The organism is Azospirillum soli (assembly GCF_017876165.1).
Classification (GTDB): Bacteria; Pseudomonadota; Alphaproteobacteria; order Azospirillales; family Azospirillaceae; genus Azospirillum; species Azospirillum soli.
The window spans coordinates 23,685-47,374 of the sequence record NZ_JAGINQ010000006.1 but is presented as its reverse complement, the minus strand read 5'-3'; the positions used below and the strand labels follow the sequence as shown (position 1 = coordinate 47,374).

Annotated in this window: 18 protein-coding genes and 3 pseudogenes; 11 read left to right on the top strand and 10 right to left on the bottom strand. The window is 67.2% G+C overall.

The window, feature by feature from the left end; all coding sequences use genetic code 11:
* Nucleotides 1-10: 10 nt before the first annotated feature.
* Nucleotides 11-3,307 (top strand): DUF499 domain-containing protein, encoded by a 3,297-nt coding sequence (locus J2852_RS11360; RefSeq protein ID WP_209875397.1) that lies wholly within the window; start codon nt 11-13, stop codon nt 3,305-3,307.
* A gap of 671 nt (nt 3,308-3,978) precedes the next feature.
* On the opposite strand, the gene tnpC (J2852_RS11355) is transcribed toward J2852_RS11360, so the two are convergent.
* From tnpC (J2852_RS11355) to tnpA (J2852_RS11315), 8 genes and pseudogenes are all read right to left on the bottom strand, one after another.
* Nucleotides 3,979-5,604, bottom strand: coding sequence for an IS66 family transposase (gene tnpC, locus J2852_RS11355; protein ID WP_209875395.1), 1,626 nt, complete (start codon nt 5,602-5,604; stop codon nt 3,979-3,981).
* 84 nt (nt 5,605-5,688) lie between these two features.
* Nucleotides 5,689-6,036, bottom strand: a complete 348-nt coding sequence (gene tnpB / locus J2852_RS11350) for an IS66 family insertion sequence element accessory protein TnpB (RefSeq protein ID WP_209875386.1) — start codon at nt 6,034-6,036, stop codon at nt 5,689-5,691.
* On the bottom strand, nt 6,033-6,431 hold the full coding sequence (gene tnpA, locus J2852_RS11345; protein ID WP_209875384.1) for an IS66-like element accessory protein TnpA: 399 nt from the start codon (nt 6,429-6,431) through the stop codon (nt 6,033-6,035). Before tnpA (J2852_RS11345) ends, tnpB (J2852_RS11350) begins: the two co-directional genes overlap by 4 nt.
* Nucleotides 6,432-6,524: 93 nt before the next feature.
* Nucleotides 6,525-8,084, bottom strand: a pseudogene (gene tnpC / locus J2852_RS11340) (IS66 family transposase); the annotation flags it as partial.
* A 79-nt stretch (nt 8,085-8,163) separates the two neighbouring features.
* Nucleotides 8,164-8,352 (bottom strand): IS66 family insertion sequence element accessory protein TnpB, encoded by a 189-nt coding sequence (gene tnpB / locus J2852_RS11335; protein ID WP_209875382.1) that lies wholly within the window; start codon nt 8,350-8,352, stop codon nt 8,164-8,166.
* Between the two features lie 38 nt (nt 8,353-8,390).
* A complete protein-coding gene (locus tag J2852_RS11330; protein ID WP_209875380.1) occupies nt 8,391-10,481 on the bottom strand; it encodes a recombinase family protein in 2,091 nt (696 codons plus the stop codon).
* A gap of 444 nt (nt 10,482-10,925) precedes the next feature.
* Nucleotides 10,926-11,069, bottom strand: coding sequence for an IS66 family insertion sequence element accessory protein TnpB (tnpB, locus tag J2852_RS11320; RefSeq protein WP_425514371.1), 144 nt, complete (start codon nt 11,067-11,069; stop codon nt 10,926-10,928).
* Between the two features lie 50 nt (nt 11,070-11,119).
* A complete protein-coding gene (gene tnpA / locus J2852_RS11315; RefSeq protein WP_209875376.1) occupies nt 11,120-11,530 on the bottom strand; it encodes an IS66-like element accessory protein TnpA in 411 nt (136 codons plus the stop codon).
* A 116-nt stretch (nt 11,531-11,646) separates the two neighbouring features.
* Between tnpA (J2852_RS11315) and tnpC (J2852_RS11310) the strand changes: the two are divergent.
* Nucleotides 11,647-12,846 (top strand): annotated as a pseudogene (gene tnpC / locus J2852_RS11310) (IS66 family transposase); the annotation flags it as partial.
* On the opposite strand, the gene J2852_RS11305 reads toward tnpC (J2852_RS11310), so the two are convergent.
* Both J2852_RS11305 and J2852_RS31510 read right to left on the bottom strand, forming a co-directional pair.
* On the bottom strand, nt 12,762-13,355 hold the full coding sequence (locus tag J2852_RS11305; protein WP_209875374.1) for an IS4/Tn5 family transposase DNA-binding protein: 594 nt from the start codon (nt 13,353-13,355) through the stop codon (nt 12,762-12,764). The pseudogene tnpC (J2852_RS11310) and the gene J2852_RS11305 overlap by 85 nt on opposite strands.
* Nucleotides 13,356-13,478: 123 nt before the next feature.
* Nucleotides 13,479-13,640, bottom strand: a pseudogene (locus tag J2852_RS31510) (IS481 family transposase); the annotation flags it as partial.
* A gap of 289 nt (nt 13,641-13,929) precedes the next feature.
* Here J2852_RS31510 and J2852_RS11300 point away from each other — a divergent pair.
* The 9 genes from J2852_RS11300 (at nt 13,930) to J2852_RS11260 (ending at nt 23,659) form a co-directional block, all read left to right on the top strand.
* Nucleotides 13,930-14,514 carry a P-loop NTPase family protein gene (locus J2852_RS11300; protein ID WP_209875372.1) on the top strand — a complete coding sequence of 195 codons (585 nt, stop codon included), beginning with the start codon at nt 13,930-13,932 and terminating at the stop codon, nt 14,512-14,514.
* Between the two features lie 118 nt (nt 14,515-14,632).
* Nucleotides 14,633-15,946, top strand: a complete 1,314-nt coding sequence (locus tag J2852_RS11295; RefSeq protein ID WP_209875370.1) for a hypothetical protein — start codon at nt 14,633-14,635, stop codon at nt 15,944-15,946.
* Between the two features lie 322 nt (nt 15,947-16,268).
* On the top strand, nt 16,269-17,441 hold the full coding sequence (locus tag J2852_RS11290; protein WP_209875368.1) for a hypothetical protein: 1,173 nt from the start codon (nt 16,269-16,271) through the stop codon (nt 17,439-17,441).
* Between the two features lie 226 nt (nt 17,442-17,667).
* A complete protein-coding gene (locus tag J2852_RS11285; protein WP_209875366.1) occupies nt 17,668-18,120 on the top strand; it encodes a helix-turn-helix domain-containing protein in 453 nt (150 codons plus the stop codon).
* A 767-nt stretch (nt 18,121-18,887) separates the two neighbouring features.
* Nucleotides 18,888-19,934, top strand: coding sequence for a helix-turn-helix transcriptional regulator (locus tag J2852_RS11280; RefSeq protein ID WP_209875364.1), 1,047 nt, complete (start codon nt 18,888-18,890; stop codon nt 19,932-19,934).
* Nucleotides 19,935-19,955: 21 nt separating this feature from the next.
* Nucleotides 19,956-20,462, top strand: coding sequence for a glycine-rich domain-containing protein (locus J2852_RS11275; RefSeq protein ID WP_209875362.1), 507 nt, complete (start codon nt 19,956-19,958; stop codon nt 20,460-20,462).
* Between the two features lie 66 nt (nt 20,463-20,528).
* Nucleotides 20,529-20,987 (top strand): ribbon-helix-helix domain-containing protein, encoded by a 459-nt coding sequence (locus tag J2852_RS11270; RefSeq protein WP_209875360.1) that lies wholly within the window; start codon nt 20,529-20,531, stop codon nt 20,985-20,987.
* 93 nt (nt 20,988-21,080) lie between these two features.
* The gene (locus J2852_RS11265) at nt 21,081-22,691 is read left to right on the top strand and encodes an ABC transporter substrate-binding protein (protein WP_209875359.1); all 1,611 of its coding nucleotides are present in this window, start codon (nt 21,081-21,083) and stop codon (nt 22,689-22,691) included.
* Between the two features lie 29 nt (nt 22,692-22,720).
* Nucleotides 22,721-23,659, top strand: a complete 939-nt coding sequence (locus J2852_RS11260) for an ABC transporter permease (RefSeq protein WP_209875357.1) — start codon at nt 22,721-22,723, stop codon at nt 23,657-23,659.
* Nucleotides 23,660-23,690: the final 31 nt, after the last annotated feature.

Genomic DNA, 23,690 nt, shown 5'->3' with positions numbered 1-23,690 from the left:
GAGCGGGACAATGGCCAAGAGCACGCGCCAATATGTTTTCGAGGGCATGGAGCTGCTGCCCGCAGCCCTCATTCCATTCGTCGAAAAGCGGCTGGAAAGCTCGCTCAAGGGGCCTTGGCAGGTTCAGGTTCTAGAGAAGCTGCCGAGTCTCCGCCCCAACAGCAACGGAGAGGTCGGCTGGGACCAGGCCGCGTTGTTCAATGCGATGGACCGCTTTTGGAGCGAAGCGTTCAAGGCCGTCCTCGGCCGCGCGGAGCGGTCGCTGGTCAATGAGCTTGGCGATGTCCGAAACAAGCTCTCGCACAATGAGACCTTCACCTATGACGACGCAGAGCGCGCGCTCGATTCCATGCGTCGGCTGATGGAAGCGATCAGCGCGGGCGAGACCGCTGAGCAGCTCTCGAAGATGCGCGACACGATCCTGCGCACGAAGTTCACCGAGCTTCAGCGCAATGAGGAACGCCGGAAGACCCAGCGCCTTGAAATCTCCGTCGAGACCGTGGCGGGCCTGCTTCCATGGCGCGAAGTGGTGGAGCCGCACCAGGATGTCGCCACCGGCGAATTCCAGCAGGCCGAGTTCGCGGCCGATCTCGCCAAGGTACATTCGGGCAGCGCGCCCGCCGAGTATCGCGACCCGCGCCAGTTCTTCAGCCGCACTTATCTAACTGAGGGTCTGAGCGCGCTTCTGGTCGGCGCGGCAAAACGGCTGTCCGGCAGCGGCGGCGATCCGGTCGTCGAACTGCAAACCAACTTCGGCGGCGGCAAGACACACTCGATGTTGGCCCTCTACCACATGGCAGGGCCGACGCCGGTCCAGGACCTGTCAGGCCTGGATCAACTGCTGGAGAAAAACGAACTGAGCGTGCCCAAGGGCATCAAACGTGCGGTGCTGGTCGGCACCTCGCGCGGGCCGCAGGACGTCCTGAATGCTGAAGGTGGCCGCAAGATCCGCACGACCTGGGGCGAGCTGGCGTGGCAGCTCGGCGGCACCGAAGCCTTCGACATGATCGCGGAGAATGATGCGAACGGCATCGCGCCGGGATCGCACTTGCTCGAGACGATTTTCAAGAAGTTCGCGCCGTGCCTGATCCTGATCGACGAGTGGGTCGCCTATCTGCGGCAGATCTATCGGGTCGAGGGGCTGCCGTCGGGCTCGTTCGATGCCAACCTTTCGTTCGTCCAGTCGCTGACCGAGGCGGTCAAGGCCAGTCCCGGCACCTTGCTGGTTGCCTCCTTGCCGGCTTCGCAGATCGAGGTCGGCGGCGAAGGCGGCCAGGAAGCGCTCGCACGTCTCAAGCAAACCTTCAGCCGTGTCGAATCCTCATGGCGACCCGCGAGCCAGGAAGAGAGCTATGAGATCGTTCGGCGGCGGCTGTTCAAGGATATCCCCGGCGACAAGTTCCATCACCGCGACAACACACTGAAGCAATTCGCGAAGCTCTATCGGGATAACGCCAACGACTTCCCGCAAGGCTGTGCGGACGAAGACTATCGGCGCAAGCTGGAGAAGGCCTACCCAATTCATCCCGAGTTGTTCGACCAGCTCTATACATGCTGGGGATCGCTTGAAAAATTCCAGCGCACGCGCGGCGTGCTGCGCCTGATGGCGCAGGCCATTCACGAACTCTGGATGAACGGCGATCCCTCGGTGATGATCATGCCGGGCAGCGTTGCGATCAGCTCACCGCGCGTCGAGCCGGAGTTGTTGCACTATCTCGACGTGAGCTGGCAGTCGATCATCGCCGCGGATGTCGATGGCACGACGTCGACGCCCTACAAGATCGACCAGTCTGCGCCCAACCTGAACCGCTATTCGGCGACCCGGCGGGTCGCCCGCGCAATCTTCATGGGCACCGCGCCGACGCACCAGCAGCACAACACCGGCCTCGACGACAAGCAGATCAATCTGGGCGTCGTGCAGCCTGGGGAGCGTCCGGCAATTTTCGGAGATGCACTCCGGCGGCTGACCAACCAAGCCAAGTTCATGCATGCCGATCTTGGCCGCTACTGGTACTCGATGTCGGCCAGCCTCAACCGCATCGTGACCGATCGTGCAGCACAGCTCGAGAATGCGCTCGTGTTGATGACGATTGACAGCGAGCTGAGCAAGTACGTGAACGGTCTGGCGGACCGGGGCCATTTCGATGCCGTGCAAGTGGCGCCCGCTTCATCGTCCGAAGTGCCTGATGAAGCCGGAGGCGTACGGGTCGTGGTGCTGGGAGTCGCGCATCCGCACAATGGGCGTGACAGCTCGGAAGCGTTGACCGAGGCGAAGGACATCCTGACGCAGCGCGGCAGCACACCACGCGTTTACCGCAACATGCTGGTGTTCATCGCCGCGGATGCGCGCCAGCTCGACAATCTGAAAGACGCCGTGCGCGCGTTCCTAGCGTGGGGTGAGATCGTCCGCGACACTGACCGGCTCAACCTTACGCAGAGCGACAGCGCGCTCGCCAAGGCAAAGCTGGCCGAATCAAATGAGACGATGAAGACACGCCTCAAGGAGGCGTGGTGCTATCTGCACTATCCGGCGCAGGAGAGCGCGCAGGCCGATGTGGAATGGGTCTCCGGCAAAATTCCGGCGCAGGATGGATTGTTGGCGCGGGCGAGCAAGAAGCTCGTGGCCGAGGAAGGTCTGCTCACCGAATTGGGTCCGGCGCGGCTCGATCGTGACCTTCAGAAATACATCTGGAACGACAAGACGCACCTGTCGCTGAAGGACCTGCGGGAGTACCTCAATCGCTACGTCTATCTGCCGCGAATGAAGAATCAGGATGTCCTGATCAAGGCCGTGCAGGCGTCCATCGGCGGCATGCTGCCCGGCCCCTTCGCCTATGCTGAGCGGTGGGACGAGAAGGCAGATACCTATGTGGGGCTGGCGATCGAGCGTGCCGTCAATGCGGTCGTGGTCGTCGACAGCGATAGCGTGATTGTGAAGCCTGACGTTGCCGAGGTGCACAGGCCAGCCCCCGCGCAGCCCGGCCCGACCAGTGGCCCGGAAGCACCTGGCGAGAATCCGCCGGAGACTGGAGACGAGCCCACGGGAGGAACGCCGGGTTCGCCTCCGTCAGAGAAGAAGCCGACCCGTTTCACAGGGGCTGTCATGATCTCGCCGGAACGGCCTGCAAGGGACATCCATCAGATCGTCGAGGCGATCGTCGAGCAGCTCACGACGCTGCCGGGCAGCCAAGTGAAGCTCAGGCTCGAGATTGACGCAGAAGTGCCGGGTGGTCTTGAACGTTCAAAGGTGCGGACCTTGGTCGAGAACGCCAACACGCTCGGGTTCGTCGAGAAATCGATCGAATGATAGCGATGCACCTCCATCATTCGTCAATCCGGAGGTGTTCGCCAAGTTGTAAGCGGTGGAAGCGGAGATCCGCGACCCTGACGGCGCGGCGTGGGGAGCGACAGGCCCGTGCCGCGCCGCTGGGTGCGGAGCTGAAAGCGTGGCCAGAGAAGCAGCTCGTGGCAGTGTCGCGCAAATCGACGCGGGCCGACGCGATCCGTCATGCGCTCAGTCGTGGGGGCTGACGCTGTTCTTCGGCGACGTGGTCCTGTTGCTGATCCGCCCCATCGCCACGCTTCATAAGCGTCGTCTGGAGGCTGCCTTGCGGGACCGGTGGGCGGCGTGCTGAAAGCTGGAGGTCGGCGCCGCCTCTGGGCGTGGCCGGCTTGGCATCGTGGCAAGCGGCGTGGTTTGCACCGTGGCGGTCCAGCGTATTGAGGTCATCACCGGCGCCGGAGGGCGGCGCAGCGTACGCATTCGGTGAGCCTTTCAGTTACCCACAAGCTGCGGCGCGATCTCCGAACCCAAGGCAATGTCGATCAGGCGTAAGCATCCGCTGAGCGCCGCGATCAGGCTGCTTTCGCCTGCTCGCGAATAGCCTTCCATTCCCAGGGCAGGAGTTCGTGCAGGCGGGTCTGGGGGATGTCGTTGATGCGCGCCAGAACGTCGGCGAGCCGTAAGCGTCCGCCGAGCTACGCGGCGTCGGCGTTTCCGGTGCCGTCGGCGGCCTTGACCCAGTTCCAGGGCAGCAACTCGTCGATGCGGCTGATCTTGTGATCGGCGATCCGGGCGATCACGTCGCGCAGGTACGCCTCGGGGTCGAGGCCGTTGAGCTTGGCCGTCTCGATGAGCGTGTACATCGCCGCGGCTCGTTCACCCCCGACGTCGGCGCCGGCGAACAGCCAGTTCTTCCGCCCCAGCACGACAGCCCGCAGCGCCCGTTCGGCGGGGTTGTTGTCGATCTCCAGGCGGCCATCCTCCAGGTAACGCGTCAGCGCCGTCCAGCGGTTGAGCATGTAACGCACCGCCTTGGCGGTGTCCGACTTGCCGTCGAGCCGCCCCAGCGCGTCCTCCAGCCACGCCTTCAACGCGGCCATCTTCGGGGCGGCCTCGGCCTGACGCACGCGCCGGCGCTCGCCGGCATCCCAGCCGGCGATCCTGGCCTCCACCGCATACAGCTCGCCGATCCGTCGCAGCGCCTCAGTCGCGATCGGCGCCTTGCCCTTGGCCGAGACCTCCACGTCGTGGAACTTGCGACGGCCATGGGCCATGCAGGCCACCTCGATGATCCGGGCCCGCCCGTCGGGGCCCGGTTCGTACAGGCCGTTGAACCCGGCGTAGCCGTCGGCCTGCAGCGCCCCGTGGAAATCCTTCAGGTGGCCGCACGGGTGCTCGCCGCTGCGCCCGGGGCTGTAGCGGTACAGCGCCGCCGGAGGTGATGGGCCGTTCCAGGGGCGATCATCGCGCAGGTAGACCCACAGGTAGCCGGTCTTGGTCCGCCCGGCTCCTGGGCTCAGCACCGGGACCGGCGTGTCGTCGGCGTGCAGCTTGGCGGAGCCGGTGACGCTGGTCGCGATCGCCTGGATCAGCGGGCGCAGCAGCCGGACCGCGTGGCCGACCTGATCGGCCAGGGTGGAGCGGCTCAGCTCCAGGCCCAGGCGGGCGAAGATCTCCGCCTGACGGTACAGCGGCAGATGATCGTCGAACTTGCTCACCAGCAGGTGGGCCAACAGCCCCGGCCCGAACAGGCCGCGTTCGATCGGCAGCGACGCCGGCGCTTGGGTGATCGCCTCGCAGCGCCGGCACGAGAACTTCGGGCGGACGTGCTCGACGACCTTGAAGTGCGCCGGCACGTATTCCAGCTGCCGGGCGCGGTCCTCGCCCAGCCGACGCAGCGCGCCACCGCATTGCGTGCAGGTGCAGGTCCCGCCTTCGGGCTCGTGCACCCGTTCCTCGCGCGGCAGATGCTCGGGCGGCAGCGTGCGCTTGGGCCGGCGCCTGGTGTCGGCGTCCACCGGCGGCGCGTCGGCCTCCGTGACGATGGCGGCCTGCTCGCCTTCGGCGGCTTCCAAGTCCTCCAACGCCAATTCCAGCTGAGCGATGGTCCGGCCCAGCTTTTCCGAGGACTGGCCGAAGTGCATGCGGCGCAGCCGGGCGAGCTGAAGCTTCAGCTTCTCGATTTCCAGCGCCTTGCTCTTGATGCCCTCCAGCGCCGCCCCGAGCGCCGCCTCCTGGGCGTGCAGCCGGGCCGCCTGCTCGGCAACGAGCTGACGCAGCGCCGCGTTGTCGGCGAGAAGCTGGGCGGGATCGGGAGCCATGGCGCGATCTTACCAGGACACCGGGATCCCGACGACCGGTCCGAGGGCGGCTGAGTTACCGTGTCGCGCCCGGCCCGCGCCGGGTCAGCCGGCCAAGTCGGGCTTCCAGGTCCGTTCCGCCGCGCGCCAGTCCAACCCTTCCACGAGCATCGCCAGCTCCGCCGGGGTCAGCGTCACCACGCCCTCGCGCGCCACCGGCCAGACGAAGCGGCCGCGCTGAAGGCGCTTGGCGAACAGGCACAGGCCGTTGGTGTCGTAGTAGAGAATCTTGATCTTGTCGGCGCGCCGGCCCCGGAACAGGAAGAGATGGCCGGAGTAGGGATCCTTCTTGAGAACCTCCTGGACCAACAGGGCGAGGCCGTCGAAGCCCTTGCGCATGTCGGTGGCGCCCATCGCCAGGTAGATCCGCACGCCGGCGGGGACCGGGATCATCGGCGCTCCAGAACGGCGAGGACCCGACGCAGGGCGCCCGCATCGACATGGCGATCGACGCGCAGGCAATGGCCGCTGGGCAGCACGATCTCGATGATGCCGGTTCCGGCGGGCGGAAGGGGCGCCATCTTGTCGTCCGGGATGGACGGCGGGGCGTCGGCGATCCGCACGGGCACGAAGTTCACCGCTGGTTCGGGCGACGGGCTCGCCCGCTCCTCCTCGATCTGCCGGCGCCAGCGGTACAGCAGGCTGACGTTGAGGCCGTGCCGACGGGCCACTTCGGAGGCCACCACGCCGGGCCGGAACGCTTCCGCCACCAAGCCCGCCTTGTCCGCGGCGCTGTAGAACCGGCGCTTCTCCGACCCGGTGATCACCTCGACGCGCTGGTAAGTCATAAGCATAGCCATGGGGCTGGACATAGGACCAAGCCGCGGCCATCCGCGGCGTCCTCACTCAGCCCGCTTCGTCCACGCCCCGCAAGGCGGTCATCGTCGGACGGTTACGGCGAGCCACGCCTGGGGATCGACATCGTTCAGCTTGGCCGTGGTGATCAGGCCATAGAGAACAGCCGCCCTCTGGCCGCCGCGATCGGAACCGCAGAACAGCCAAGCCTTCCGGCCCAAAGCGATCCCGCGCAGGCCACGCTCGGCGGCGTTGTTCGTGAGACACAGCCGGCCGTCGCCGAGGAAACGGGTGAAGCCGTCCCAGCGGGTCAGCATGTAATCCATCGCCTTGGCCACGGGGGCATGGCGGGAGAGCCGGGCACGCTCCGTCCGTAGCCAAGTCTCCAGGGCATCCGCCAGGGGGACGCCGAGTTCCTGGCGCGCGGCCAGCCTCTCGGCCGCCGTTTTGCCGGTCAACGCGCGTTCGAGATCGAAGATGGCGTCGATGCGCTTCACCGTTTCCAGCGCCAGCGGCGAGATCGGCGGGGCATCCTTGCCGCGTTTCGTGTTCGCGGCGATGTCGGCCAGCTTGAAGAAGCCGCGCCGGGCATGCGCCCAGCACAGCGCGGCATGGATCGGCCCCGGCCGGCGGTCGGGTTCGTACAGCCGGTTGTAGCCGGCGAACGCATCGGCCTGCAGCCAGCCCTGGAAGCCGGCCAGATGCCGTTCGGGGTGCTCGCCCTTGCGGTCGCGCGAGTAGTGGAACAGCGCCGCCGGCGGGGCTTGGCCGGAAAAGGGCCGGTCGTCGCGCACGTAGACCCACAGCCGCCCGGTGTCGGTCTCGCCTTTGGCCAGCACCGGCACCGGCGTGTCGTCGCCGTGCAGCCGCTCGGCCACCATCACATGCGCGGCAATCAGGTCGTGCAGCGGCTTCAGCACCGCGGCGGCGGTGCCCACCTGGTCGGCCAGGGTGGACAGGCTGAGCGGCACGCCCTCCCGCGCGAAGCGCTCGGCCTGTCGGTTCAGCGGCTGATGCTGGCCGAACTTCTCGAACAGAATGGTGGCCAGCAGGTTGGGGCCGGCCCAGCCGCGCGGGGTGGCGTGGAACGGCGCCGGTGGCTGGGTGATCGTCTCGCAGGCCCGGCAGGTGAACTTCTCCCGCACCGTCTGGATCACCTTCCACTGGCGCGGGATCACCTCCAGCGTCTCAGTGATCGTCTCGCCCAGTTTGCACAGCTTGTCGGAGCCGCAGCACGGGCAGCTCGCCGGCGTCGGCACAACGACGCGCTCGCGCGGCAGGTGGTCGGGAAAGGGTTGGCGCGACGGCCGCTTGCGGGTGAAGGCCGCCACCGCGGTGGTTTTGGCGGCGGCCTGTTCGGCCGCCAACTCGTCCTCGCTGGCCGTCGCTTCCAGTTCTTCGAGCTGGAACTCCAGCTGGTCCAGCAGGCGCGCCTTGCGCTCGGAGCGCGTGCCGTAGAGCTCGCGCCGGAGCTTCTCGATTTCCAGCTTCAGGCTGGCGATCAGGGCCTCGGTGTTCGAAGCCACCGCCTTGGCCCGGGCCGCTTCGGCTTCCGCCGCGTCCGCCCGCGCCTCGGCCTGCGCCAAGGCGGCGCGCAGGCTGGCGATGTCGTCGGCCAAGGCGGCAGGAGACGTAGCGGCGGTCATGGCGCCAGTTTACCCAGGATCGCCCCTTCGAGCCGCCGCAATCTCCCCTGAACCGGCCCGTCGATTCACCGTGTCGCAGTCACCCCGCGGACTCGGGGCGCCAAGTCTTCTGCGGGTTGCGCCAGTCGATGCCTTCGAGCAGATAGCCCATCTGCCCGACCGAGATCGCCACCGCGCCGTCCGCCGGCGTGGGCCAGGTGAAACGGCCCCGCTCCAGCCTCTTCATGAACAGGCAACTGCCCTGGCCGTCATACCAGATGATCTTCACCAGATCGCCCGATCACGTGACATAGTGCATCCCTCCCTTCAAATTCCGGGCAACCTCATGGTGTCATCTCGTTGATAAGACACGAAATTCCTTGGTCGGCGCTTCTGAATTTCCCGCACGCCTGTCTGCACGGCCTCGGTGCTCAGCGCGTCGACCGGTATCTTCCAAGGGGCCGAGGGCATCAACTGGGTCGCCGGTAGAATGCCTTGGCGGATGAGCCGCTGCACGGAGCCGACGCAGATCCCCAACCGGCTTGCCGCTTCATCGGCGCCGATCGTCGGTGCTGGGTGATCCGCAGGATCGAACGGCGCGATGCCGAGCCGTTCGCGCAGGGCGCACACCTTCACCGTCGTCCAAGTCTCCCCGTCCTCCGTCTTGCAGCGCATCCGGTTCATCGTCACGGCAAGTTCCCGGTCCGGCCATTGACCGCCAAGCTTGCGCATCACCTCCACGGGGCTGGGCCGCCGGTCGGCGGGATAGCGCCCGGTCTTCACCCTGGGAACCCGCACCTCCGTGTGACAGCCTCCCACCCAGTGGATGAGGACGACCGCCTCGTTGGCCGCATCATCGAGGTCGATCACCACCTCATGGACGAGAATATGCGTCAGGCGCTGCCGCGTCCGGGCATCCGTCGTCGGCGCATTCCACGCCGCCGGCAGGTCGTGGGCCAGCCTCATCAAGGCCTCGCGGTCGATCCTGGGGCGTGCCGCTGCTTGCGCGTCCAGGTCGGCGAGGCGCCGCTCGATCTGGGCGACCCGTTCCAGCGCCGTGTTCCACCGCGCCTCCAGTTCGCGCACGACATGGCGCTTGGCCGGATCCACCAGGTCGTAGCGTCGGGCCGCCAGCGAAGCGTCATAGCGCGCGCCCTCGAGGTCGCGCTGCAGCGCCTGCCGGACATCGTCATCGGCTTTGGCCATCTGGTCGGCGGCGAGCAGGGCCGCCTCCACCGCCCGGCCCGACACCGCCTCCAGCATCTGGGCCACCACGGCGCGGTCGATCCGCACGCCGCCGATGCCGATGCACAAGCCGGCCCCGACGTGCGCGTCGTCGCCTCGGCACTGGTAACGGTGGGCGTGGCCAGATCGCATGCCGTAGAACACCCGCATCATCCGCCCGCAATGGCCGCAACGGACAAGGCCGGTCAGAAGAGCCCGCCCGCCCCGGGCGGCTTTCCGGGAAGCCCGCTTCTGCATGTGGGCATTCTCCTGGAGCAGGCGCTGGTTTTCCTCGAACTCGCGCCAAGTGATGTAGCCGTCATGGTGGTCGTGCAGCAGCGCACCCCAGTCCGCCATGGCGCGGTGATGACCGCTGGTCTTGCGCGCGCGCCCGTCGACGGCCGTGGTGCGGTTGCCCGTGCGACCGAACGCGTAGGCCCCGGCATAGATCGGGTTCCGCAGAATTTGCATCACCGAGTGATACGCCGGCGCCCGCCAAAGGATTTTGCACGTGCTCAGGTTGCGCTGCACGACGGGCAGCATGAGCTGCTCTTGGCGGCTCCATAGGAAGACTTGGCGGGCACTGCCCAGTTCGCGGAACTTGGCGAGCACCATGTGGATGGCGCCGGAGACCCGCTCGTCCGGATCGACCTCGATCCGCCCGGCCTCCGTCCAGCAGTAGCCGGGCGGCAGGGTGAAGCGCAACTCGCCCCGACGGGCCTTGCTGTCCCGAGCCTCGAGACCCCGCTGGCGCAGCAAACTCAGTTCGTACTCGGACATGGTGCCCTTCAGCCCAAGCAGGAGGCGATCGTTGACCAGACGCGAATCGTAAACGCCGTCCGGATCGATGACCAACGTCCCAGCGAGGGCGCAGAGGTCGACCAAGTGGTGCCAATCCCGGCCATTGCGGGCCAGACGGGAGGCTTCGAGGCATAACACCGCCCCGACCGAGCCGGCGCAGACGGCCGCCACCAGCCGCTGGAAGCCAGGCCGCTCGACGAGGCCCGAGCCGGATCGCCCCAAGTCGTCGTCGATCACGGTGACGGACACGAAGCCGGCGGCTCGGGCTTGCTCCACCAGGGCATACTGGCGCTTCTGGCTTTCCGTGTTGCCGACCACTTGGCTCATGGTGGACTGGCGCACGTACACGATGGCGCCGCGGCCGAGATGGTCAGGTGTGATCTTGGAATTCATCACCGCCCTCCCTGCTGGTCGTCGACGCTCTGCCGCCCAGAGCCTCCAGAAGCAGATCCGCCAAAGCCTGAATGGCTTCGTGCGGCACCGCCGGCATCGGCAGCGGTGCTGGAGTAGGCGCGAGGTCCAGCGCCAGTTGCCCCCTGGGCGATGCTCGTCTGCTCATCGGCAGCCTCCTTGGCAGGTGAGGTGTCCGATGATGCGCTTCCGTCTTGCCCAGGCATCCGGGCCGAGAGGACTGCCGCCAACGCGCCCAAGGCCTCGACCCGGACCATGGGTGGGCCAAGCGTCACCATGGGCCGGCAGGCGACCGCGTCGCACATCCACGCCGGCAGTTCGCGGTTCTGCCCCGGCCGTTCCTCGAGCCAGACGATATCGCACCCTCCGCGTGTCTGACGCAAAACGATGGGGAGCCGTCGCCCGAAGAGCGGATGCCACGGGTACTCAACTCGGACCGACTCGAATTGGTATGCGGAATGACGGTTGATGTCCGCGGCGGCCGCGGAAGATGAAGAGATGGCCGCTGTGCGGGTCTTGGGCGAAGCGTTCCTGAACCAGCAACGCCAGGCTCGCCCAGCCCTTGCGCATGTCGGTGTGCCCGGTCGCCAGCCACACCCGCACTCCGCTCGGCACCGGGATCATGCCAGGGCACCGATGACGGCCGCCGCCAGGGCCGGGTCGACCGGCCCTTCCAGACGTAGGCGTGCCCCACTGGGCAGGATGACCTCGAGGATCGCCGGGCTCGTGGCTGGCGTCGCTGGAGGCGGCACTGGTCCAGGGGGCTCCGCCACCGGCGGTTCCGTTACGGTCGGCTCCGGCGTGAGGGTCACCGCGACGAAGTTGGACGGTTCGGCCATGGCAGTCCCGGTAGCCTTCATCAGCCCCCGCCAGCGGTACAGCAGGCTCTCGTGAACACCCAGCCGGCGGGCCGCCTCCGTCACCACCACCCCGGGGCGGAACGCCTCCTCGACCATCCGCACCTTCTCCGCCGGCGTGTAGTTGCGCCGCCGCTCCGTCCCCGTCAGAACCTCGACCCGCTGGTAAGCCATGACGTTTGCAACTCGTTTGCGTCCGCGCGATGACGCGCCACGCAAACCTCAGACGCCGGCCCCTACTTTGCCAAGGCGGTGCTCACCGGATGCGCACGATCAGGCGAGACATACCCCGCCACATGGGCGAGGACCGCGCCCGGCAGCTGGAGTACGTGCCGGCACACTTCAAGGTGGTCGAGCACGTCCGCCCGAAGTTCTCGTGCCGGCGCTGCGAGGCGATCACCCAGGCGCCGGCGGCGCTGCCGATTGAGCGGGGCCTGTTCGGGCCGGGGCTGTTGGCGCACCTGCTGGTGAGCAAGTTCGACGATCATCTGCCGCTGTATCGCCAAGCGGAGATCTTCGCCCGCCTCGGCCTGGAGTTGAGCCGCTCCACCCTGGGCGATCAGGTCGGCCACGCGGTTCGGCTGCTGCGCCCGCTGATTCAGGCGATCGAGACCAGCATCACCGGCTCCGCCAAGCTGCACGCCGACGACACGCCGGTCCCGGTGCTGAGCCCGGGGGGCGGGCGGACCAAGACCGGCTACCTGTGGGTCTACCTGCGCGATGATCGACCCTGGAACGGCCCGCCGCCTCCGGCGGCGCTGTACCCCTACAGCCCCGGGCGCGGCGGCGAACATCCGTGCGGCCACCTGAAGGATTTCCACGGGGCGCTGCAGGCCGACGGCTACGCCGGGTTCAACGGCCTGTACGAACCGGGACCCGACGGGCGGGCCCGGATCATCGAGGTGGCCTGCATGGCCCATGGCCGCCGCAAGTTCCACGACGTGGCGGTTTCGGCCAAGGGCAAGGCGCCGATCGCGGCCGAGGCGCTACGGCGGATCGGCGAGCTGTATGCGGTGGAAGCCAAGATCGCCGGCCAGGATGCCGACGAGCGCCGGCGCGTGCGTCAGGCCGAGGCCGCCCCGAAAATGGCCGCGTTGAAGGCATGGCTGGAGGACACGCTGGGGCGGATCGACGGCAAGTCGGACACCGCCAAGGCGGTGCGTTACATGCTCAACCGCTGGACGGCGCTGACGCGTTACCTGGACGATGGCCGCCTGGAGATCGACAACAACGCCGCCGAACGGGCTCTGCGGGCGGTCGTGCTGGGGCGGAAGAACTGGCTGTTCGCCGGCGCCGACGTCGGGGGTGAACGAGCCGCGGCGATGTACACGCTCATCGAGACGGCCAAGCTCAACGGGCTCGACCCCGAGGCGTACCTGCGCGACGTAATCGCCCGGATCGCCGATCACAAGATCAGCCGCATCGACGAGCTGCTGCCCTGGAACTGGACCAAGGCCGCCGACGTCACCGGAAACGCCGACGCCGCGTAGCTCGGCGGACGCTTACGATCTTCCTCTTCAGGGCGGCGGTGCCCTTGAACTTGGTCCGGGTCCAGAACTTGACGGCGCCGGGGCCCAGCGGCAGGCCCTCGGTCGTGACCGCCAGACTCGCGTGCATCAGCGTGCATGCGGAACCGTCCCTCTTGGTCCTGACCGCTGTTCACCCGGACGGTCTGACCGATCTTCTCGGGATGCTCGCGCTGGAAGGAGAACTCCGTGGTGTCCTGAATGACCAGGAGGGGGCCGGTAGTCGCGGCGACCCGCTGGCGGGTCGAGCCGAAGTGGCCGGCGAGAATGACCGCTTCGCTTACCCGGTCATTGGCAAAGAACCGGTAGGCTGCCTTGGTATTGGCCCAGTCCTGGCAGGCCAAAGGGATGCTGTCGCCCATTGCCCCGGCCATCTGATCGAGCAACGTGCTCAGGCGTCGGCCCAGACGCTCATCGGCAAAGTGACAGCCGGCGAGTTCATCCTCAATCCACGCGTTTGATCCCGTGGCCATCGGCACCTCCCGAACATCGTTCGATGCCAACAGGCTGGAGACCGCCCGGGTTCGAGGCGGGGGCCGCCGTCACCGACTGCGCGGCCGGATGTGGGTAATTGAAAGGATCACCGGATGGATACGCAGGGTGCGGCGCCGGAACTCGACAATAACGGCCTCCTCCAGCTCCGTGAGCACAGTGCTGCGTGGCCGGCGCGGCCCCATGGGGAGATCCGCTGTCGTGGTGCGCTGGCGCCATTTGGCCACCGTCTTCGGGTTCAGCCCGTAGCGGGTGGCCAGGGCGCGGGTCGTGTCTTGCGCCGCACCTGTCGTGGTCGGACACGATACTGTCAAACCTCTTAAGGAACTGGACTGAGGCCGACTTGGCGAACATCCGCAAGCCTGCCGTGCTGATTAGCCAAGCGATCGTGACTATCAACATCATTTGGCGCGAGTAGATCCCTGCGGCGGCAACTCCGGTGGCGATCGTGCCAAGCCATATACCGGATAGGTTAATATTTATGGCCGCACTCTCCACTGCTAGTCGTCGGAGGCTGAATGTGCGATGCTTATGCCCGCTTTGATAGGGGGCATTATGGCTGACGGTTACGAGCAGAGAAATCGCAAGCGTGCGCATCTGGAACGGGTTTTGTTGGTTTGCGGCGGACAGAATGCCGGAAAGAGTAGCCGCCTGCGGAACATGTTCGTCGATCCGAGATTCGGCACCAAGGGGCACATCCCCGCCCATTCGCGGGTAGTTCCTGTTCGTCTGTCCAGAGAACGGGGGTTGGTCGTTCGGTTCACGTCTCCTCACGAAAGAGGGGAAACTCTGGAGATCTTCCTGGGCAAGATCGACCGCGACCTGGAGCGGGCTTGGTGGAATTTCGGCTTCTGGCGCGCGAACTTCGCCGCCGCAATCCAACCAAACGCGGCGAACCAGATGCCCGACGCGGTTGCCACCTGCAAAGCCATTCGCGACGCTTTCTGGCCGGAACGCGTCCGCCTCGTCCAAATCCATCCTCGGCAAGATGGCGACCCTGGGGACCTGCTCTCGGAAGCTCAGGTGAACGAACTCCGAAATCAGAGCGTTGAAGTGGTCACCATCGACGGGCGGCGACCGGGCGAAAAAAAGCTCGATCCCAACGCCTTTTTCCTCTCTGATTTTTTCGACTTCTCTTGAGATGGCAGCGTGTGGGAGCGGACCTTTGTGCGTGTAATTGGTGACAAAACCTCACCGCTGCACCTGGGTGTGGGCTCGATGTGCGGACTTAGACCAAAGAGATATGATGTTGAGAAACATGCTCGGAGAATTCTTTTCTCCATATGTCCGATTTCTCATCGGAGCTGCGTACAACATCCAGCAGACGTTGGATGGCCTCCATATGTATTCGTCTAATTTTGTGGAATATGACTCTGATGGGATGGTCGCCCACAGCTATTGGTCAGCATCAGAAGCAATGTTCCTTCCTTTTGGCATGTTGCTGATACTCTTCGTCATCATGAGTTTTTGCATCTTTCTCTCCGGTTACGTTATCGGTCGCTGGAAGGGAATGGTAATTTCAGCTCTTGTAATTTGCTCGCCGGGGCTTGCTTCATTGGTGGGAATTATCCCGCGATTTAGCTTTGTTCCCGACGAGTATGTTGTTGGCGGCACGGGTGTCCTGGGCGAGGTTCCGGGAATGGTTCCACTCGTCATACTCGCTCTGTGTATGGGATGGTCGACGGCCATCATTGGCATGGACCTTTTCAGCCTCGGCGAGAGGTACAGGAACATTTTTGACCATCTCTGGTACTCAATGGCGATCATCGCCGGACTTTTTTTCGTAGGAGACAATGCTGCCAGCAGAATCGAAAAAAGCTTGGTAGAGGTTTCGGACTCTAGAAGATTTGCCGCGGGATATCTCGCTCGGCAATTGCGGGACTACAGTGCAGAGTGTCGGGAAAGGGGCAATGTTTCACACATTTCTTGTGCGTGGGCCAGCTTTTCACAGGAAAAGTTGATTGAGTATTCGCTATGGCCGTCGGTCCTGTATCATGACCTTGGTCCGAAGACTACGGCAGAGCTCTATCAGATCGGCTGGAGACACCTGAACGAAGACGAGATCGTTACGTTGCGCAGGGAGATCCAGGAAGGCAATAATGAGAAATGTCCGATCGTCAATCTAGGAAATGGCGTGCGTCAACTATCTAAGCCATCTGATTCATGCCAAAGGCCGCCTTCTGAGATTTGTCGATCATTTCCAGAACCTCTGGATGGATACGACGGAAAGGATGGTTTGACTGCCACCTTGTACGTAGCAAGCGAGTGCATTGTTCCAACCCTGGTCCAGCTCCGGGAGCGCGAAGCGAAGCTGATCGCCAAGCAGCAGGACATGGCGAAGAGCAAGCACATACGCTGGTTGTTCTACATTTGGTTTTCGATATTGGCTGGAGCCAAGGTGGCTAACGCTACGGTCAAGACTTTTGATTTCGACAAGAGGCCAGAGCCGGAAAAGCGGCGGCTTTTTCGGATCGTAAGAGGTGGACTTGGCCGCTTGTGGAGGCTTGGCGCTTCGTTGCCCTTGTTGCTCTGGAAATCTGCGCGCCTCGCTGTGGTATTGTGGCGTCGTTAGGGTGAGGGGCCATGGACTTCCGCATCGCCGATAACCTTCACCGCCAGCGTGATGCAGCTGACCGGGGCCGGGCAGAAGGCGGTGAAGACGTCCGCTTTTGACCTTCAGTCCGCTTTTGACCTTCAGTCCGCCTTTGACCTTCAGTCCGCCTTTGGCCTTCAGATTGAGTTTCCGGCGCTGGGGAGTGAGTGGCTTCGTCCAAGACGTCCGCCGACGAGCGCTCCGCCTCTCGACGCCGTCGCGTCTTCGCCCAACGTCATTCGACGCAACAGCGTCGCTGCGCCGACGCATTCGTGACTGGGTGTCCATACTGGGTGTTGTGATGACGGGGCGGCAATTCACCCGGCAGGAGCTGTACGACCTCGTCTGGTCGCAGCCGATGCGCACGCTCGCGGCCGCGGTCGGTGTGTCCGATGTGGCTCTCGCCAAGGCCTGCCGGCACGCCGGCATTCCCGTGCCGGGGCGCGGTCACTGGGCCAAGACGCGGACGGGAAAGCCGACCACCCGGCGCCCGTTGCCCGCTCGCTTCCCTGGCGCGTCCGAGATTGTCGACGTGGGCGGAAAGCCGTGGCGCGGCTTCGCACCGGAGGTCAGCCTCGAGACGCCGCTGCCGCCGGCGCCGACCTTCGACGAGGACAGGACCGCGCTGACCGAACGCGTCCGCAAGATGGTGGGCACGGTGACCGTCCCACGGCTCGCGACCAAGCCCCATCGGCTGATCGCAACGCTGTTGGAGAAGGACCAAGCGCGCCGTGACGAATACCTCAGAACCGGCTACAGCTTTGACGCGCCACGCCACGATTCCCCGGTCGAAAAGCGACGGCTGCGCATTTTGAACGCCATCTTCCTTGCTGCCGCCCGGGCGGGCTGCCCGGCCTCGCTGGACACCTCCAAGTATCCGCGCAACCCGAACGAGGCGGGCCTGCAGGTGGGCAACCAACACGTCTCCTTCGTCTTGGAACCGATTGGACCGCGGGGGAAGCCATCCTCCGCGAGCCCGCGCGCGCCGCGCATGCGGTTGGTCGTTCCGTCTCGTTCCTACGGAGCTCCGGTGCTGAAATCCTGGGAGGATTCCGACACGGCGCCGCTCGAGAGTCTCATCGGCGCCATTGTGATCGACCTGATCGTCGCCGGCGAAACTTTCCACCGCGAGAACGCCGTATACCGTCACCAATGGCTCGTGCAACGGAAAGCCGAGCTGGAGGAGGCGGAGCGCCGCCGGAAAATCGAGGAGGAGCGCTTGGCCCGCGAGCGGCGGGAAAAGGAAGCGCAAGAGCGGATCGAGCGCCTGGTTGGTCAAGCAACCACACTGCGTCAGGCCGACGCGATCAGGGCCTACGTCCGCCTGGTCATCGACCGTGCCTCCGACCTGCCGGTCGCGCGTGACGACCTGGACCGGTGGGCCGCCTGGGCGTTGACCGAGGCCGATCGGATCGATCCGCTGAAGAACGGAACTCTTTTGGCCGAGCTTCACACCCTTCGCCAACGGCGGTGATCGCGGCACGGACGTGGAGGGAGCGGCTTGGCGGCGGCGTCCTCCGGCGCTGATCTCGCGCCGTGCGGCTTCGACCGAGGCGACGCACGCGCGACAGACTCTCGCCGATGGACATAGAATAGAAATCTGACATACCATGGCGTGTGGTTGGCGGTCTGGCGCGCCGGTTGTGCGCGTTGTGGGCTGCTGGATTTTCAACCCTGTTTACGAGCTGGGGAGCGCACTGATGCCGCGGAAGTCGCGAGGGCAGAGTGAAGCGGGGCCGGATGCGGTTGACCAGCATGTCGGGGCCCGCATCCGGCTGCGGCGCGCGTTGCTCGGGATGAGCCAAACCACGTTGGGGGCGCGGCTCGATCTGTCCTTCCAGCAGATACAGAAGTACGAGAAAGGGGCCAACCGCGTGTCCGCCGGGCGCCTGTGGGCCTTCGCGGCGGCGCTCGACGTGCCGGTGTCCTTCTTCTTTGACGACATGCCGGACGTCCCGCGCGCCGCTCCAGGCGGTCCCGCCGCGGCCGCAGACGGGTGTCCAGCGGACGCGGTGGACGTGCTGGCCAAGCGCGAAACGCTGGAGTTGGTGCGGGCCTACTATGACGTCGCGGATGCGGAGGTGCGGCGCCGGCTGTTCGATCTGGTGAAATCCATGGCGTCAACGCGACGGCGGGTGCGGCACGCCGCCTAGTGCGGATGCTCCTGCCGCTGTGAACAGGTTTGGGGAAGCGCCCAGCATTCGGCTCTCCCCTCCGTCACGAGCCGGCCAATGTTGCCCGGTCCTGCGTTATACGGTCACGACGGCCGCGCACCGGGGCGGCGGTGCCCGCCGCCGTGGTCGCGCTTGCCATTCCGTGTGGCACTGACGGCTCTTCATTCTCGGGTGAAACACCGACATCGATGACCGTGCGCCCATACGGCTTGGCGTCCCAGCCTTCGCGCTGTCCAGGGCCGGCAGCGGACGTGAACAAGTTCACAGACGCCCGTCCCCCGCGCGGTGCACACTCCAAGGTGCGCCGCGCGGGCGGGCCCGCAACCGCCAGCCGGCGCGGTCGCCGCCAAGCCCCACTCCCCCGCGATCCTAATCACTTGGGTTTGGACCGGCGCATGACGGAAGGCGGGGGGCCGAGACACGCAGCGCGACCAGAATGAACGGGCGGGCCTTGGGTGCACCAAGCGCAAAGCGGCGCAGGCCGCGTGTTCGCGCGCGGCGGACGACGGGGCCGGGCGCCGCTCCAGCGTTGTCGGCAACAACGAACGCTCAGGCGCGCCGCCCTGGAGGGCCAATCGCCTTCGCTCAGCGGTGTCGGCTGGCGGCGGATCGCCCGTGAGCCCCGTCGCCGGCCGGTGCGTGGCGCCCCCAGGCTCCGCATGCTTCACCCTTGAAGCTTTTCCTCGCACATACCCCATTTGGGGTATGAAGCCGGACGTCCGCTCCGTCACCTTGAATACACAAGGATGTTGATCGTGCCGAAACGGACCCTGATGCAGTTCGAAAGCTCAATCTGGCGTTTGGCGGATGCCGCTCAGGCAACGGGGGCCGGTTTGGTCGTCTTCGACCAAGAGGATCGCATCATCTATTCCAATGAGGCCAACAATATCCTCTACGAATTCGTCGACTTTGCTCAGCAGCCCACCTACGAAGACGTCTTCCGCGCGTGCCTGGCGCACAAGCGGTTTGTCGAGGCCGAGGCGTATCAGGACCCGGAGCGCTGGCTGGCGGGCGCCCTGCAGTTCCGCCGGTATCATCAGTTCGCTCAATTCATGAAAATCTACCCGGATCAGCGCTCTTACATCGTCACGCACGAGGTCATTCCCGGGGTCGGCAGCTACTTCTCGCGAATCGAGGTGACGGAAAAGGCGAGCAAGCGGGGAGCTCTGTTCGGCCCGATCGCCTGGACGGGCCTGGCGGAATCCCGAGCCGTGTCGACCGCCATCGACACGTTGCCGATCGCCTCGGCGGTGACCACCGCAACCGGGGTGATCCTGGACGCCAACGACGCGATGGCCGCGCTGCTCGACGCGCGCGACGGCCTGCTCGAGGTGGGGGGCCGCTTGTCGGTCGCGCGGCCGGCCGAGCACGACGCGTTCCTCCGGCTGCTCGCCGAGGCGGCCAACGCGACCGGGCATCGCGAACTGGTCATGCGGGTGACGCGCGAGCGCGCCGACACGGCGTATCTGGTGAATGTGTCGCACCAGCCGTCCCCGTTCGGCCGCACCGCGCTCGCCAACATCGTCGTGCTCGACCCCGGCATCACGCCGCCGATTTCGCCGACCATTTTGGCGACGCTCTTCGGCTTGACCGCGGCGGAAGCGCGGGTTGCCGCGGAAATCGGCCGTGGCGCCCGGATCGACGAAATCGCCGAGCGCTACGGCACGTCGCCGCAAACGGTGCGCACCCAGTTGAAGGTCGTCTTTCAGAAAACCGGCCTCGTCCGGCAAGGCGAACTGGTCCGGCTGATCGCCCAGATATCCGCCTTTTTTCGCCCCGTGTTCGAAAAATAACGCAGAAAGGACGCACCCGTCATGCTGAACACCACCGCTGCCAGCCAGCGCGAAACGCTCGCCGCCCTCGACCTGTCCTGGCTGGAGCCGCAATTGATGCGCCGGCACGGCTTCGACGCGGCGCGCGCGGCGCGCGCCGTCCGCCACTACCGGTGCTTCCTGGAGATCGCCGCCGACCACCCGGAACGGCCGGTGGCGCCGCCCGCCGGCGCGGACAAGGCGTGGCACGTGCACATGCTGTACAACGAGCGCTACAACGAGTTCTGCCGCACCGTGTTCGGGACGATCCTCCACCACGACCCCGAGGCTTTCGGGACGCCGGCGTTCGCCCAAGCGTGGGAGTTCACCCGGGCGCAGTTCGCCGAGCGGATGAACGTCGCGCTGCCGGGGCTGGACGGCGCCGCACCGTCCGACGCGGACTTGCGGGCGGAGCAATGCTGGTTGGCCGAACGGAGCAGCGCCGCGGTGACCGATCCGGACCTGCAGGCCGAGCAGTGCTGGGTGGTGGCGCGCGACGTTCGTCACTGAGCCACGCCACCCCCGTGTGCCGGGTTCGCCGCGGCGGACCCGGCGGTTGCCTCACCGGAGCCTGAGATGTCCGAAAACGCCCCGCGGCACAGCCTTTCGTTGCCCGACCTCGGTCCCCTGCGCAGCCAGAACGTCATGATCAACGGGCGCCGCACGAGCATGCGCCTGGAGCCGTTCATGTGGACGGCGCTGGCGGAGATCGCACGGCGGGAAGACCTGTCGATCCACCAGCTCTGCTCGGAAATCGACCGGCGCTTGCACGACGGCCGGCCGGCGCCGGCCGAAGATGGCGGCCGCCCGGGAAAGCGTGCGCCCGACCACTCCTCGCTGACGAGCGCCGTGCGCGTGTTCATCGCCGATTACTTCCTGACCGCGGCCAAGGCCAGCCCGGACTGGAATCAGCCCCCCGCCGAGGCGCCTCACGCGCCGGCGGCGACCGACCGGGCAACTGGACCAACCGGCGAGCCGCGGCGGCCCGTCGTCGGACGCCCGCGGTCGAGCGACGGAGCGCGCGCCGTGGCCTGAACGTGCGGCGGCGATCACGCCTTGCCGCTCACCGGGAAGCGATTACAGTGGTGTCGCGCTCCCCGTGTGCCATCTCGCAAGAGCTTCGCCCCGATGTTCGCCGTCTCTGTTTCGCACCGTTCCGCCGCCGTCCGCCCATCGTTTGTGCGCGCCGCGGCGCTCGCCCTGGCGTTGCTGATCGGCCCGGGGGGCGGGCTGGGCGCGGCCGACCTGCGCGCCCCGGTGCTGCGCACCAACCTGCCCGACGACCTCCCCACCGCCGACCCGGCGGCCTTTCTCGGCGCCACCGGCAGCCGGGTGCTTGGCCTGGTCTACGAGGGGCTCACCGCGGTCGCGGCCGACGGCGAGCTGGTGCCGGCGCTCGCCGTGGGCTGGGAGCCGCTCGACGGCGGTCGCGGCTGGCGCTTTCAGCTGCGCCCCAACGTCCGCTTTCACAGCGGCCGCCCGCTGAGCGCCGCCGACGTCCGCGCCACGTTCGAAGCGCTCCTGACAACGCCGCGCCCCGGCATCGGGGCGACCTTCCTGGTCAAACTGGTCGGCGCGGAGGCTTTTGCCCAGCGGCGGGTTGATCGGCTGGCCGGCTTCACCGAGATCGATCCGCTCACCTTCGAGGTGCGCTTCACCGAACCGGTGGCGCTGTTCCCCCACTACCCCTTCTTGATTTTTGACCGTGCGGCGGTTGGTCCCGACGGGGCCCGCCGCGCGTCCGCCGGCACTGGGCCGTTCCGCCTCACCGACTGGCGGCGCGGCCAGGAGGTGCGCCTGGAGGCCAACCGGGAGCACTGGGGCGGGCCCCCGGCCATCGACGGGCTGCGCTTCCAGATCATCCCCAGCGCCGACACGGCGCTGCTGATGTTCGAGACCGGGGCGCTCGACTTCGTCAGCGTCTCCGACACCGCCCTGCGCCGGGTGGCCGACACGCCGCGTTTGCGCGCCGCCGCGGTGGCCGTGCCGCGCCAGCAGGTCCGCTTTCTCGGCATGAACCAGGGCCTGTACCCGCCGTTTGCCGACCCGCGCGTGCGCGTGGCGCTGGCCCTCGCCCTCGACCGCGCCGCGGTGGTCGACGGGCTCTACGGCGGCTACGCCACGCTGCCCGGCTGGTACCCCCCGCGCGTCCCGGGGCACGGCGCGGACCCCGAGGCGCCACCGCCGACCGACGCCGTCGCGCGGGCTCGCCGCCTGCTCGCCGAGGCCGGCTACCCCGACGGGCGGGGGCTGCCGCCGCTCGACCTCGTCGCCATCGACGCCGGCCGCGACGAGGCGGCCTACTACGCGCACCAGCTGCGCCAGGGCCTTGGGCTTCCGGTCACCGTCCGCACGCGCGACCGCAGCGCCTTCGTCAGCGCCGCCAACGCCGGGGCGCTGGCCTTCTTCTTCGGCGGCTGGTCGGCGGACTATCCCGACCCGATGACGCTTCTCGGCTCGCTGTGGCACAGCGCCAGCCCCTACAACCAGACGCGCTGGCGCGACGACGCGCTCGACCAGCTGCTCGACGGCGCGCGCGCCGCCCTCGATGGCGCCGAGCGCGACCGGCTCTACAAGCAGGCCGGGCGGCGCCTGACCGAGACGGTGCCCGCGGTGCCTTTGGCGGTGCCGATGCACGTGCTGCTGCGCCATCCCCAGGCATCCGGCGTCGCGCCGACGCCGTTTGGCCTCCTCGCGGTGGCCGGCGTGCCGGGGCAACGCCCGGCCCCCGGCCCCTGAGACGGCCCGCGCGGCGAGCGACACGGGACATGCTGAGCTACGCGGTGCGCAAGGTGCTTGGCGGGCTGGCGCGGCTGGCGGCGGTTACGGTGCTGCTGGTCCTCGCCTTCGAAGCCATGCCCGGTGATCCGGTGAGCGCGGCGCTCGGCGCGCACGGCGCTGATCCCGCGCTGGCCGGGCCGGTCGGCGGCGCGCTGGGGCCGGACCGGGCACTCGGTGCCCGTTTGGTTGCCTTTGCCGCGGGGCTGGCCCGCGGCGAGTTGGGGCAGTCGCACCGCTACGTCGGCACCCCGGTCGCCACGCTGCTGGCCGAGGCGGTGCCGGCGACGGTGACGCTGGCCGCCGGCGCCATGGCGCTGTCGCTGCCGGCTGGCGTGGCGCTCGGGCTGTGGGCGGCGGCGCGGGCGGGGCGGGCCGTGGACCGCGTGATCACCGCCGGGCTCACGGCCGCGCTGTCGTTGCCGGCGGCGGCGCTGGCTGTGGCGCTGATCGCCGGCTTCGCCGTCGCGCTCGACTGGCTGCCGGTGGCCGGGTGGGGCGGGGCGGCCTCGGCGGTGCTGCCGCTCCTCGTGCTGGCGGTGCCGGTGGCCGGCCTGCTCGGGCGCCTCGCCCGCGCTCTGGCGGCCGACGCTCTGGCGCGGCCGCACGTGCGGACCGCGCGCGCCAAGGGCCTCCCGGAGCACCGGGTGCTCAGCGCCCACGTGCTGCCGCTGCTGGCGGGGCCGCTGCTGGCGGCGGCCGGTGCGGCGTTCGGCGGTCTGCTCGGCGGCGCCGTCGTCGTGGAAACCGTGTTTGCCATTCCGGGACTCGGCCGGGCGGCGGCCGAGGCGGTGCTGGCGCGCGATCACCCGGTGGTGCTGGGGTGCGCGCTGCTCCTGACCACCATCCACACGCTGGTCGGCCTCGGCGCCGACCTGGCGGCGGCGGCGGTCGACCCCCGCCCGTCGCTGCGGCAGGGCCCCCCGTGACCGGCGGACCAGGACGGCGGGGCGGCGGGGC